General features: G+C 56.7%; 11 protein-coding genes. 5 read left to right on the top strand and 6 right to left on the bottom strand.

Features of this window, described 5'->3' with window-relative positions; translation table 11 throughout:
- Entirely contained in the window at nucleotides 1–1,170 is a 1,170-nt protein-coding gene (locus BM029_RS02785; RefSeq protein ID WP_092432438.1) for a vWA domain-containing protein, read from the top strand.
- Nucleotides 1,171–1,264: 94 nt separating this feature from the next.
- On the opposite strand, the gene BM029_RS02780 is transcribed toward BM029_RS02785, so the two are convergent.
- Nucleotides 1,265–2,104, bottom strand: coding sequence for a response regulator (locus BM029_RS02780; protein ID WP_092432435.1), 840 nt, complete (start codon nucleotides 2,102–2,104; stop codon nucleotides 1,265–1,267).
- Nucleotides 2,105–2,458: 354 nt separating this feature from the next.
- Between BM029_RS02780 and BM029_RS02775 the strand changes: the two genes are divergently transcribed.
- The 3 genes from BM029_RS02775 (at nucleotide 2,459) to parC (ending at nucleotide 7,839) form a co-directional block, all read left to right on the top strand.
- Nucleotides 2,459–4,450, top strand: a complete 1,992-nt coding sequence (locus tag BM029_RS02775; protein ID WP_092432433.1) for a DNA topoisomerase IV subunit B — start codon at nucleotides 2,459–2,461, stop codon at nucleotides 4,448–4,450.
- A 175-nt stretch (nucleotides 4,451–4,625) separates the two neighbouring features.
- Nucleotides 4,626–5,495, top strand: a complete 870-nt coding sequence (locus BM029_RS02770; protein ID WP_092432432.1) for a lytic transglycosylase domain-containing protein — start codon at nucleotides 4,626–4,628, stop codon at nucleotides 5,493–5,495.
- 25 nt (nucleotides 5,496–5,520) lie between these two features.
- Entirely contained in the window at nucleotides 5,521–7,839 is a 2,319-nt protein-coding gene (gene parC / locus BM029_RS02765) for a DNA topoisomerase IV subunit A (RefSeq protein ID WP_092432430.1), read from the top strand.
- Between the two features lie 213 nt (nucleotides 7,840–8,052).
- Here parC and BM029_RS02760 read toward each other — a convergent pair whose 3' ends face one another.
- The 5 genes from BM029_RS02760 to BM029_RS02740 all read right to left on the bottom strand — a co-directional run bounded on the left by BM029_RS02760 (nucleotide 8,053) and on the right by BM029_RS02740 (nucleotide 11,849).
- Nucleotides 8,053–9,246, bottom strand: a complete 1,194-nt coding sequence (locus BM029_RS02760; RefSeq protein ID WP_092432429.1) for an aminotransferase-like domain-containing protein — start codon at nucleotides 9,244–9,246, stop codon at nucleotides 8,053–8,055.
- A 168-nt stretch (nucleotides 9,247–9,414) separates the two neighbouring features.
- Entirely contained in the window at nucleotides 9,415–9,873 is a 459-nt protein-coding gene (locus tag BM029_RS02755) for a RidA family protein (RefSeq protein ID WP_092412242.1), read from the bottom strand.
- A 149-nt stretch (nucleotides 9,874–10,022) separates the two neighbouring features.
- Nucleotides 10,023–10,901 carry a DMT family transporter gene (locus BM029_RS02750; RefSeq protein WP_092432427.1) on the bottom strand — a complete coding sequence of 293 codons (879 nt, stop codon included), beginning with the start codon at nucleotides 10,899–10,901 and terminating at the stop codon, nucleotides 10,023–10,025.
- A 34-nt stretch (nucleotides 10,902–10,935) separates the two neighbouring features.
- Nucleotides 10,936–11,529: a LysE family translocator gene (locus tag BM029_RS02745; RefSeq protein WP_092432425.1), complete on the bottom strand. Its 594-nt coding sequence runs from the start codon at nucleotides 11,527–11,529 to the stop codon at nucleotides 10,936–10,938.
- Nucleotides 11,529–11,849: a DUF2917 domain-containing protein gene (locus BM029_RS02740; RefSeq protein ID WP_092432423.1), complete on the bottom strand. Its 321-nt coding sequence runs from the start codon at nucleotides 11,847–11,849 to the stop codon at nucleotides 11,529–11,531. Before BM029_RS02740 ends, BM029_RS02745 begins: the two co-directional genes overlap by 1 nt.
- 137 nt (nucleotides 11,850–11,986) lie before the next feature.
- Between BM029_RS02740 and BM029_RS02735 the strand changes: the two genes are divergently transcribed.
- Nucleotides 11,987–13,489, top strand: coding sequence for an aminotransferase-like domain-containing protein (locus BM029_RS02735; RefSeq protein WP_092432421.1), 1,503 nt, complete (start codon nucleotides 11,987–11,989; stop codon nucleotides 13,487–13,489).
- The last annotated feature ends 56 nt before the right edge of the window (nucleotides 13,490–13,545 follow it).

Raw genomic sequence — 13,545 nt, 5'->3', positions numbered from 1 at the left:
ATGCTGATTGATTTCTTCTTCACCTTGAAAGACGCCAAGATCCCGGTGTCGATTAAGGAATTCCTGATTTTGCTGGAGGCCTTGCAGCGCAACGTCATTACGCCTACGCTCGATAATTTTTATTATCTGGCGCGCACCACGCTGGTCAAGGACGAGGCCCATTTCGACAAGTTCGACCAGGCTTTCGGGCGTTACTTCAAGGGCATCCAGACGGTGTTCGAGAAAAACGCCGAGATCCCGCTGGAATGGCTGATGCAGCGTATCAAGCGCGAATTGACGCCGGAACAACAGGCCCAGCTGGAGAAATTCGGCTACGACAAACTGATGGACCGGCTGCAAGAGCTGCTTAAAGAACAGAAAGAGCGGCACGAAGGCGGCAGCAAATGGATCGGCACCGGCGGCACTTCGCCGTTCGGCCATGGCGGCACCAATCCGGAAGGCATCCGCATTGGCGGTAGCGGCGGCAATCGCACCGCCGTCAAAGTCTGGGATGCGCGCGCTTACCGCGATTACGATGACGACCTTGAACTGGGCACACGCAACATCAAGATTGCCCTTCGGCGATTACGCAAGTTCGCGCGTGAAGGCCTGGCGGAAGAGCTGGCGCTGGACGACACCATACGCGCTACCGCCAACAATGCCGGCTACCTCGACATCAAGATGCGGCCCGAGCGCAAGAACAATATCAAGGTGTTGATGCTGCTGGATGTCGGCGGCACCATGGACGACCATATTGCCCGCACCGAAGAATTGTTTTCTGCCGCCAAGACCGAATTCAAGAACATGGAGTTCTTTTATTTTCACAATTGCGTCTACGATTACGTCTGGAAAAATAATCAGCGGCGCCATGCCGAGCGCTTCCCGACCTGGGATATCTTGCGCAAGTACACGCCGGACACCAAACTGATCTTCGTCGGCGACGCCACCATGAGCCCTTATGAAATCCTGCAGCCTGGCGGCTCCGTCGAGTACAAAAACGAAGAAGCCGGCGCCGAATGGCTGCAGCGATTCACCAAGGCTTTCCCCAAGTTCATCTGGCTCAATCCCGAACCGGAAGGATTGTGGCAATATCGCCAATCGGTAGAAGTGATCCGCCAGTTGATGAGCAACCGCATGTTTCCGGTGACCATGGATGGCTTGGAACGCGGCATGCGGCTGTTAAGTAAATAAGCGGCAACTACCGGCGAATGAAGCCGGTGCGGGATGGCGGCAGACGTTGTTGTTTGCGTTCGTTTTACTGCTAGAGGGCTGCTGTTGCGTCGCTTCAACGACGCAACGACAAGAATTTCCCGAGCGCCAGCAATATCTGCGGCTGCTCCAGATGCCGACTCAGGAAACCGTCGCATTCAACCTGCCGTGCCCGCACGTGATCGTAGGAGAAGTCTTTATCGATCAGGAAAATAACCGCAACTCTGGTGTTGTCGTGCTGTTGTTTGATAGTGCTGCACAAATCATAGGGATCAAACTGCTCCAGCTGTGGATTGATCAGCACCACCGAGATACTTAGCTGGGTGTAAACCTCCGCCGCCGCCTCGGCAGTGCCGACCCACTCGACCGGCACCACATAGTGCGCCATGGCGACTGACAAATCATCGCGAAACGTCGATTGTTCATCGATCACCAGGATACGATCGCTCTGCGGCGCTCTGCTGCGCATGCGCTCATATTCAAGCGGATCGGTCAAATCCAGATCCAGACGCTCGCGCCGCCGACGTTCCGGCACGCTGTTGTGCAATGCGCCGTCAGCGGAATCTTGCTTTGCCAGCATGATCAAACGCCGCTCAATCAAGGTATCCAGCGCGCTGAACAGTTTCAACCAGCGTATCGGCCGCTCGACAGTGGCAAACGGCAATTCCACATGGGGTGCGCCGACCAGCAACGCTGGCCGCAGATTATTGGGTTCCATGTCAGCCAGGATCGCCAGGGCTTTCAGGTCGTCGGCGTTCACCAGATACAGGTCCGGCTCCTGCAGGCTATCTTCGGACAAGCGGTAATACTGTTTCTCGCGGTTTTGCTCGACCGAAAAAGTGGCGTCGAAAATATTGATTTCACGCGCGGAAAACCCGATGAATCTGATGGCGAATGGTGCGTTATGATTTTTCATTTTTTTATGCCCTCCCCTGCTATTCGAACGCGAGCGAAAATATGATAACAGTGTCTTTATTTAACTTTTGTTTTTATCAATATACTGTGCAAAACAACAACATTTTGTTGCTGTGCATCAATTAAATAGGCGCTTAATGGACGCTTAATACACGATTAAATAAGAAATTCATCCTGAACGCCTGTGGCTGATATTTCTTTTACCGCATCTTGCCTGCGCAAGCGAAGCGCTTTTTCATTAGAATGCGCAAGGATAATAACGAGTAATCTCTTCCTCAATTGACAATGCGTTGCAAAAGCGTCGCAAATTAGTTTAAAAACCAACAACAATTCACATTTAACTCATCACAACTGAATGGCAACCAAAAAATCACCGCAATCTGACTATAGCGAATCATCGATCCGTGTACTGAAGGGCCTGGAGCCGGTCAAGCAACGCCCGGGCATGTACACCCGCACCGAAAATCCGCTGCATATCATTCAGGAAGTGATTGACAACGCCTCGGACGAAGCTCTCGGCGGATTTTGCAAGAATATCCTGGTCACCCTGAATACCGACGGCAGCGTCAGTGTCGAGGATGATGGCCGCGGCATTCCAGTCGGCATGCATCCGGAAGAAAAAGTACCGACGGTAGAAATCGTATTCACCCGTCTGCATGCCGGCGGCAAGTTCGACAAAGGCAGCGGCGGCGCCTACTCGTTTTCCGGCGGCTTGCACGGAGTCGGCGTCTCGGTCACCAACGCCCTTTCCTCGCGGCTGGAAATCACGGTCTGGCGCGAAGGCGGCATGCATCACATGGTGTTTGCCGACGGCGATGTAATTGAAAAGCTGAAATCTCAACCGCTCAGCCGCGAAGACAGCAAGAAATCAGGTACCCGCGTTACCGCCTGGCCGAATCCCAAATACTTCGACTCGCCAGCCATCTCGCAGCCGGAATTGCAGCGTTTGCTGCGCTCCAAGGCGGTGCTGCTGCCTGGCGTCAAAGTCACCCTGTTGAACGCCAAGAGCGGCGATAGCCAGACCTGGCAATACGACCAAGGCTTGCGCGGCTATCTGATGGAGTCGCTGGCGCAATCCTCCAATGCCGATCCGCTGATTCCTCTGTTCGAAGGCGAGCAATACGCCAATGCCGACGCCGAAGGATTTGCCGAAGGCGAAGGTGCGGCCTGGGTCGTCGCCTGGACCGAGGACGGCGCCATTGTGCGCGAATCCTACGTGAACCTGATTCCGACTTCAGCCGGCGGCACCCATGAATCCGGCTTGCGCGAAGGCTTGTTCGGCGCGGTCAAAAGCTTTGTTGAAATGCACTCGCTGCTACCCAAAGGTGTCAAGCTATTGCCGGAAGACGTGTTTGCACGCGTCTCCTTCGTCTTGTCCGCCAAGGTGCTGGACCCGCAGTTCCAGGGCCAGATCAAGGAACGCTTGAATTCACGCGACGCGGTGCGGCTGGTCTCCACCTATACCCGTCCGGCGCTGGAACTTTGGCTGAACCAGCACGTTGAATACGGCAAGAAACTGGCCGACCTGGTGATCAAGCAGGCCCAGAATCGTCTGCGCTCGGCGCAAAAAGTCGAAAAGAAGAAATCCTCCGGGGTTGCCGTCTTGCCTGGCAAACTGACTGATTGCGAATCCAGCGACATCACCCGCAATGAACTGTTCCTGGTCGAGGGCGATTCCGCCGGCGGCTCCGCAAAAATGGGCCGCGACAAGGAATTCCAGGCGATCCTGCCATTGCGCGGCAAGGTGCTGAACTCCTGGGAAACCGAGCGCGACCGACTGTTCGCCAACAATGAAATCCACGATATCGCAGTTGCCATCGGCGTCGATCCTCACAGTAAAACCGACACCATCGATTTCAGCGGCCTGCGTTACGGCAAGATCTGCATCCTGTCCGATGCGGACGTCGACGGCTCACACATCCAGGTATTGCTGCTGACCTTGTTCTTCCGCCACTTCCCGCAGTTGATCGACCGCGGCAATATCTGCATCGCCCGGCCGCCGCTATACCGGGTTGACGCTCCGGCGCGCGGCAAGAAGCCGGCACAGAAAATTTACGCCCTGGACGATGGCGAACTGGAAGCCATCGAAGATAAATTGCGCAAGGACGGCGTCAAGGATAGTGCCTGGTCTATCTCCCGCTTCAAAGGCCTGGGCGAAATGAATGCCGAACAACTGTGGGAAACCACGATGAATCCGGATACCCGCAGGTTACTGCCGGTCTTGCTCGGCAATTTCGACCTGGAAGCGTCGGAAAACCGCTTCAATATGCTGATGGGCAAGGGTGAAGCTGCGGCACGCCGGGCCTGGATCGAAGAGCATGGCAATGAGGCCGAGGCGGATATTTAAAAAATTCTCCTTTGGCAACTATGGCGCCTTTACCGGCGCCAGCCATCAGGATCTGCAAAACGTATTATCATGGTCGGAGTTTTACGCGGCTATACTGCGCAGTTGTACGCATCACCGCTTCTATAGCTCAACTCAGCTTGCCGGTTACCCGCAGCTCCGATCCTTTAAAGTAACAATGAAGCAACTCCGCCATCATTTGAGCCGACTTTTCACAGGTACTCTCCTGACGTTCGCACTACTGACCACGGTCGGCAGCGCGCGCGCGGATATCTTCGGCTATATCGATGCGGATGGGATGGGACATTTCTCGATCGAAAAACTGGATAACCGTTATCAATTATTCATGCGCGGCGATGGCTTTTTCGACTCATCCCAGCTAGCTGCCGGCAGTGTCAAGCCACTTGATCCGAAGGTGCGTAACAGTCCGTTGTTCCGCTACCTGTCGCAACATCCGAATCTTAAAAAATACGAAGCGCTGGTGGACCAGGCAGCGCAAGAATTTGCGCTGGAGCCAGCGTTGCTAAAGGCTGTGATGGCCGCTGAATCCGGCTTCAATCCCGCCGCCGTGTCGCCGAAAGGCGCGATCGGCCTGATGCAAATCATGCCGGCCACAGCCGAGCGCTATGGCTTGACCGGCGACAGCAAAAAACCGGTTGAGAAAAAGCTCACCGACCCACGCACCAATATCCGCCTGGGCGCCCGCTACTTGCGCGATCTGCTGAAGCTCTACCCGGCCCAGCAAGAGCTGGTGATTGCCTCTTACAACGCCGGCGAAGGCGCCGTACAAAAGTACAATAACAAGGTGCCGCCGTATCCTGAAACACGCATGTATGTACAACTGGTGCGGCAATTTTATCAATTGTACAAACCAGGATTTGACCAGCCCGCCGAAAGCAAGGTTGACGGCAGTAATGCCGGACTGAAGCGCATCCGCCTGGTAATTCCCGGTCGCAGCAACATGCCGGCAGACATGCCGCCGGTAGCCGCAACGCCAATTTCGCCAGCTGCGGCAATACCCGCAGCAGCAACGCCTTTTATCGAATAAATATCAAAATAAGCACCGACTCTACATGACCGACCAAAACGATCTGTTTGCTACACCAGATGCACCAACCCCGGATGCTGAATCCTTAACCCTTGCCACCTTCGCTGAACGCGCCTACCTTGACTACGCCATTTCGGTAGTCAAGGGACGCGCCCTGCCCGACGTTTCCGACGGCCAGAAGCCGGTACAGCGCCGCATCCTGTATGCGATGAGCGAACTCGGCCTGAACGCCGCCGCCAAGCCGCGCAAATCGGCGCTGGTGGTCGGCGATGTACTGGGTAAGCTGCATCCGCACGGGGATCAATCGGTATATGACGCCCTGGTGCGCATGACCCAGGATTTCTCGCTGCGTTATCCGTTGGTCGACGGCCAGGGTAACTTCGGTTCGCGCGACGGCGACGGAGCAGCGGCGATGCGTTACACCGAGGCACGCCTGACGCCCATCGCCAGATTGCTGCTGGAAGAAATCGACATGGGCACAGTCGACTTCCAGCCCAACTACGATGGATCCACCGAAGAACCGAAGCTGCTGCCGGCGCGTCTGCCCTTTGTATTGCTGAACGGCGCTTCCGGTATTGCGGTTGGTCTCGCTACCGAAATCCCATCGCACAATTTGCAGGAAGTCGCCAAGGCGGCGGTTGCCCTGATCCGCAACCCGGGTTTAAGCCATGCCGAATTGATGCAAATCATTCCCGGCCCGGACTTCCCCGGCGGCGGCCAGATCATTACTTCTGCCACCGCAATTTCGGAAATGTACGAAAGCGGACGCGGCAGCCTCAAGGTCCGCGCCACCTGGAAAATCGAAGACTTGGCGCGCGGCCAATGGCAGGCCGTAGTCACGGAATTGCCGCCTGGTGCTTCCTCGCAAAAGATCCTGGAAGAAATCGAAGAGCTGACCAATCCGAAAATCAAGCTTGGCAAGAAAACCCTGACGCCGGAACAACTCGCGCTCAAGACGTCCATCTTGTCGGTACTCGATACCGTGCGCGACGAATCGGGGCGCGATGCGCCGGTGCGGCTGGTGTTCGAGCCGAAATCGAAGAACCTGGACCAGACCGAATTCACCAACATGCTGTTGGCCCATACCTCGCTGGAAAGCAGCGCCTCGATCAATCTGGTGATGATCGGCGGCGATGGCCGTCCGCGCCAGAAGGGTCTGGGCATGATCTTGCGCGAGTGGATCGATTTCCGTTTCACCACTATTACCCGCCGCTCCAAATTCAAGCTGCAAAAGATCGAAGACCGTATCCATATCCTGGAAGGCCGCGAAGCGATCTTGCTGAATATCGACAAGGTCATCAAGATCATCCGCGAATCGGACGAACCGAAACCGGCGTTGATTACAGCGTTCAACCTGTCCGACCGCCAGGCCGAAGATATTCTTGAAATCCGCTTGCGCCAGCTGGCGCGCCTGGAATCGATCAAGATCCAGCAGGAACTGGCTGAACTGCGCAATGAAAAAGCAACTCTGGTCGATCTACTCGACAATCCGGCATCGATGAAACGCCTGGTCATCAAGGAAATCGAAGCCGACCAGAAACAGTTCGGCGATGCCCGCCGCACACTGATCGAAGCAGCAGAAAAAGCCGTAGTGGAAACCCGGATCGTCGATGAAGCGGTGACTGTCATCATTTCTCAAAAGGGCTGGGTACGCGCACGTACCGGCCACGGCCATGATGCCAGCCAGTTCGGCTTCAAAGCCGGTGATGCGTTGTACGGTGCGTTCGAATGCCGTACCGTCGACAACCTGCTGACCTTCGGCTCCAACGGCCGCATCTACTCCGTGTCGGTGGCTAGCTTGCCTAACGCACGCGGCGACGGCGTGCCTATCACTACCCTGATCGACCTGGCTAACGGCAGCAGCATACTGCACTATTTTGCCGGCCCGTCCGATTTGATGTTGCTGCTGGCTAGCTCGGGCGGCTATGGCTTCACCGCCAAGATCGGCGATATGCTGAGCCGGGTGAAAGCTGGCAAATCGTATGTCACGCTGGATGAAGGCGATCTGCCTTTGCCACCACAAGCTTTGACTAGCGGCGCCAGCGCCATCGCCTGCCTGTCGGAAAAGGGCCGCTTGCTGGTGTTCGGCCTGGATGAATGCAAAACGCTCAGCAATGGCGGCCGCGGTGTGATCCTGATGGAACTGGAGAGCAACGAGAAACTGCTGGCGGCACAACCGATCAGCCAGCGCGGCGTGCTGGTGACCGGCATCGGCCGTGGCGGCAAGGCGCAACAGGTTGCTCTGTCGGCGTCGGGACTGGCGCCGCATATCGGCAAGCGGGCGCGTAAAGGGAAAATGCTGGAATCGAAACTGAAACCGGCGACGCTGACTGCGCAGACCTGAAAATGAAAAAGCCGACTTTGAAGTCGGCTTTTTCATATTGCTATAACTGAGCTCACGAATAACCGCGTTGAAATAAGAAAGAAGTAGGGTGGGCACGCCTTTGTGCCCACGCGTGAACTCACAACACGCACATGCTTATTTCCGTGCCGCACAGGTGTGTACTCCGGTTATCGCGGTCACGCGTGGGCACAAAGGCGTGCCCACCCTACGGAATCAGATTTTAGAAGCGATCAGCTTACCCAGCCGCTCGATCCCTTCGCGTATCTTGGCCGGTGGCACAGTAACGAAACTCAGGCGCAAGGTATGCTGTTCCGGCGTATTGCCATAGAACGGCGCGCCTGGCACAAACGCTACGTGCTGCGCCACTGCCTCGTCCAGCAATTTCATGCTGTCGATATGCTTCGGCAAGGTGACCCAGATAAACATGCCGCCTTCCGGCTTGGTCCAGCTGGTGCCGGCCGGGAAATAGGTCTTCAGCGCATCCAGCATGGCGTCGCACTGATCCGAGTACAACTTGCGGATAGTCGGGATATGCTGGTCGAGGAAGCCGTCCTTGATGGTCTGGTACACCACCATTTGCGTCAGTTGCGCGGTATGCAGGTCGGTGGCTTGCTTGGCTTGCTCAAGCTTCTCGATCAGCGGCCGCGGCGCTACCACGTAACCCAGGCGTATTCCCGGTGTCAGGATCTTGGAGAAGGAACCCATGTAAATCACCCCGCCCGGATTCATGCTCAGCATCTTCGGCAACGGTTCGGTGCGATAGCTGAGTGCGCCGTAAGGATCATCTTCGATCAGCGGCAAGCCGAGTCGCGCGCAGATATCTACCAAGGCGTGACGACGTTCTACCGACAAGGTGCGGCCGGTAGGATTCTGGAAATTCGGCAAGGCATACAACATGCGTGCGCCCTGTCCCAGAGTCGCCACTGTTTCCGGAATCAGGCCGCCTTCATCGGCAGGCACCGAGACGAACTCAGGGCCGTATAGGGAAAAGGCTTGCAGAGCGCCCAGGTAACTAGGCGTTTCCACCAGCACCTTGCTGCCTTCGTCGATCAATACCTTACCCAGCAAATCCAGGCCCTGCTGCGAACCGGAAGTCATCATGACTTGATCCGCCATGATCTTGGCGCCGTTGGTCGACAAGGAATTGGCGACCCATTCGCGCAGCGGACCGTAACCATCGGTAGGGCCGTATTGCAAAGCGACCTTGCCTTGTTCCGACAGCACTTTGTCAAACGCCACCTTCAATTGCTCGACCGGGAAAGTGGCCGGCGACGGCAGGCCGCCGGCGAAGGAAATGATTTCCGGGCGCATGGTGATCTTGAGGATTTCACGGATCGCCGAGCTTTGCAATTTTTGCGCACGCTGCGAAAAATGCCATTGCAGCGGTGTTGGGTTTTCGATTTTCATACGATTCTCTTCAAGTGATCTTATTCTGAGTGACTGTTGTCAATTACCCGGCCGAGCTGAAATTAACACTCAAACCGGATTGCAACAGCCCGTGGATTTTTATGATCTGCCGTCTCCTGGGCTGGCAGCGGATAGCGCTACCAGTGTTACGCAACTGCGTTTTGAGGACTACTCCAGTTCAGCAATCATTTCAATTTCCACGCAAGCGCCCAACGGCAGCTGTGCCACACCAAATGCGGAACGGGCATGCTTGCCCTGTTCGCCAAATACTTCGCCGATCAATTCGGAGGCACCGTTGGTAACCAGGTGCTGTTCCGTGAAATCAGGCGTTGAATTGACCAGGCTCATCAGCTTGACGATGCGTTTGACGCGTTTCAGATCGCCGCCGCAAGCTGCTTGCAAGGTAGCGATCAGATCAATCGCAATGCTGCGTGCCGCCAATTTGGCTTCTTCGGTAGTCGTGTCTTTGCCCAGTTGGCCGACCCAGATCTTGCCGTCTTTCTTAGGTAAATGACCTGACAGGTAAACCGTGTTGCCGCTTTGGGCGTACATCACATAAGCGGCCGCAGGTGTAACTACAGCTGGCAATGTGATATTCAGGGCTTGCAACTTTTCATATACAGACATCTGACACTCCGAAAAAGGGGGATCATTTGCCGACGCTTTTGGCGCTAGCAGCAATGACGGGATAAATGGGATACGGCCGGTTCGATCCCGGCCAATATATGATTATCTCACCTACCGCCAACTTTGCGAATGCCTGACTTTGTATTTTGCTATGCCGTTTGCCGCCGCACCGCCATCTTGCGGCCAAGCGCCACTACCACCAGCACTGCCAGCGCAAACAGCATGTTGCTGCTATCCAATGTCTCGCCCAGTATCAATGCGGCTCCCAGCAACGTCAGGAACGGTTGCAATAGTTGCACTTGGCCAACCCGCGCAATGCCGCCCAGCGCCAGGCCCTTGTACCAAAAGAAAAAGCCGATAAACATCGAAAACAGCGACACATAGGCAAAACCCAGCCAAGCCTTGGGCGAAGCGCTGACGCCATATTGCCAGCCCAGCAAGATAGTTATCGGCAGCAAAATAGGCAATGCCAGCACCAGCGCCCAACAGATCACCTGCTGCCCACCCATGGTTTGCGATAAACGACCACCTTCCGCGTAGCCCATGGCAGCGGCCACCACTGCCGCCAGCAATGCCAGATCTGCAGGTTGCAAACCGCCGCCCCCCTGGCTTAGGGCGAAAACAATGACAATAATGCTGCCGATCACGGCAGCAATCCAGAATCCAGCAGAGGGCCGTTCGCCAAATCGCAAGGCGCCGAACATGGCCGTCGCCAGCGGCAGGATGCCGAGCACGATGGCGCCGTGTGCCGCCGGCACATAACGCATCGCCACCGATGAAAACAAGGGAAAGCCGACCACCACGCCCAACGCAGTCAGCGCCAGGGCTTTCCACTGGGCGGCGGTCGGCAACGGCGCCTTCAGTTTCCACAACAATATGATCGAACACAGCGCAGCCACCACCGCCCGGCCGAATGCGACAAACACCGGATTCAGCTCCGCCACCGCCATCCGGGTAAACGGCAAGGTCAGGCTGAACACCGCCACCCCGACCAGCCCCAGCCACATACCCTTCGTTTCGTCCGTCATGTTGCTTGTCTTTCGCGTTGCTTTTGAATTGTTGTCAGAGCCAGATCGATACTGCGGAATAAATCGTCAGCACCACCATTACGGTACAAAACACGCGTTGCCACAAAGGTTGCGCCAGATAGCGCCGCAATACCGAGCCGGCGCCGGCCCAGACGCCCACGCACGGCAGGTTGATGACGCAGAACACCAGGCAATAGATGGTGATCGACAACCAGATCGGCTGTAGCGGCGGCAAAAATGCCGAAGCGCTGGTGATGCCCATGATCCAGGCTTTAGGATTGGCGGCCTGGAATGCCGCCGCTCCGAAGAACGTCATCGGCTTATGGTTGGCGCCGACCTCCGACTTGAACGACATGTTGCGCAGCTTCCACGCCAGGTACAGCAAATAGGCCGAGCCCAGCGTTTTCAGGATGACGTGAATTGATGGCAACGCCAGCACCAGGCTACCGATGCCGGCAGCGCACAGCACCAGCAACAGGCCGAAACCGAAGGTCACGCCGAGTATGTGCGGGATGGTCCGGTTGAAGCCGAACATGATGCCGGATGAGGTCAGCATGATGTTGTTCGGCCCCGGCGTGATCGACGACACAAAGGCGAATACGGCCAGCGGCAGCAAGGTTTCAAGCATCACGAAACACTCGTCGCAGGATGGAAGTCGGGGCCGCGCAGGCGCGTTAGCAAAGCACGCAACAAGCTGGTCGTGCCGCGTTGGGACTGACCGCTCAAGGTGATGCGGCTGTTTCCCGGATCGGACTCCACCACTACCATCCGGCCAGGCAGTAAAGTCAGCGAGCGGCCGGCGTGCAGCCAATGATCTTCCGGCTGTCCTTCAAATGTTACCCAGACGCGGCCGCTCACTACCCGCAAGATCATTTCGTCGTCAGTGACGCCGGACAGCGCACTGCCGCCCGACAAGTTATGAGACTGTTTTTCGAATAGTGTTTGCATGGCTAAGTCGCTTTCGAAGGCTTGGGGGGAGTTGCTGGATTCAGGATTTAGGTCTATGCTAAGCCACAAAACCAATACAGTACCAATACAGTTAAGCAAGTAATTCCTGACATTGTCCCGGCAAAACCACCAATACAGTGACCAACACGACCCCACCACGCAAGCTGAACAGCAGCCAGTTGCCGATTCCCGCTACGGCTACGGCTCCCGCTACGGTTCCGGCCGCCCAGCAACTGCTGTCGCGCGATAGCGACACCTCTCTGGTCGAGCAAATCGTGCGCTCCATCGAAACCCGCATCAGCGACCGCCTGTTGCGTACCGGCGCCCGCATGCCGTCGATCCGCCAGTTTGCCGATAGCCACAGCGTCTCGCGTTTCACGGTAGTCGAAGCCTATGACCGCCTGGTTGCCAAGGGTTGCCTGGAATCGCGGCGCGGGTCAGGTTTCTATGTGCGTGAACGCTCGCCGCTACTGGCTGAGCGCGGCAGCAATTCTGCCAGCGACAAGCAGCCGCAGCTGATCGATGTAGTCTGGCTGGTGCGCAATATGCACCAGCAGGCGCCGAACAAAAAAATGCCCGGCTCGGGCATGTTTCCCAGCGAATGGCTGGATGCCGATCTGATCGCCAACGCCTTGCGCAGCATCAGCCGGCAAAATCCGGCACAGTTGCTGTCATACGGGATTCCACAAGGCTTCCTGCCGCTGCGCCAGCAACTGCAGCTGAAAATGGCCGAGCTGGAAATCGCTGCGACGCCGGAACAATTCGTCACGACCACCGGCGTCACGCAGGCGTTGGATCTGGTGGCGCGCCACTTTACCCAGCCTGGCGACGTGATTTTCGTCGACGATCCATCGTGGTTCCTGATGTTCGCCTCGTTTGCGGCGCTGGGCGCCAAAGTGGTCGGCGTGCCGCGCCTGGCCGACGGCCCGGATATGGTCAAGCTGGCAGAACTGGCGGCGCTGCACAAACCCAAGTTGTATGTGCTGGTGTCGGTGCTGCACAATCCGACTTCGACCTCGCTATCGGCGGCCAAGGCGTTCCAGATCCTCAAGCTGGCTGAAGAGCATGATTTCATGATCGTCGAGGACGACATCTATTGCGACATGCATCCCGGCTCGGCAATCCAGCCCGCCACCCGCATTGCATCGCTGGACCAGCTCAACCGCGTGATCTACATGGGCGGCTTCTCGAAGACGCTCTCGCCTAACCTGCGCTCCGGCTTTATCGCCACCTCCCTCGAACTGGCGCAGCATTTTGCCGACCGCAAGATGCTGACCAACCTGACCAGTGCCGAAGTCGGCGAACGGGTAGTTTATAAAATCCTCTCCGAAGGGCACTATCGCAAGCATCTCGACCGCTTGCGCAACAAGCTCGACAGCGTACGCGACCGCACCATCCGGCAAATGGAAAGGATCGGCATGACGGTCGACATCAGTACTCCGGCCGGCATCTTCGTGTGGGCCGACACCGGGCACGACACCAATGTGATGGCAGAAAAAGCCTTGGCTGAAGGCTTCCTGCTGGCGCCCGGCGCCCTGTTCTCGCCCAGCCAGCTGCCTTCTTCGAGAATGCGGATTAATGTGGCGGCGATGTCGGATCCGGCGATCTGGCGATTCCTGGAACAAGAGTGTGGCAAGTAAGGCAATACAGGCAACCTTCACGCAATCCGCTCTTGGTCCACTCTTGTAAAATCCCG

Origin of the sequence: Collimonas sp. OK607, assembly GCF_900111995.1 — a bacterium.
Classification (GTDB): Bacteria; Pseudomonadota; Gammaproteobacteria; order Burkholderiales; family Burkholderiaceae_D; genus Collimonas.
The sequence above is the reverse complement of the archived record's forward strand: the minus strand, read 5'-3'. Positions and strand labels throughout refer to the sequence as shown.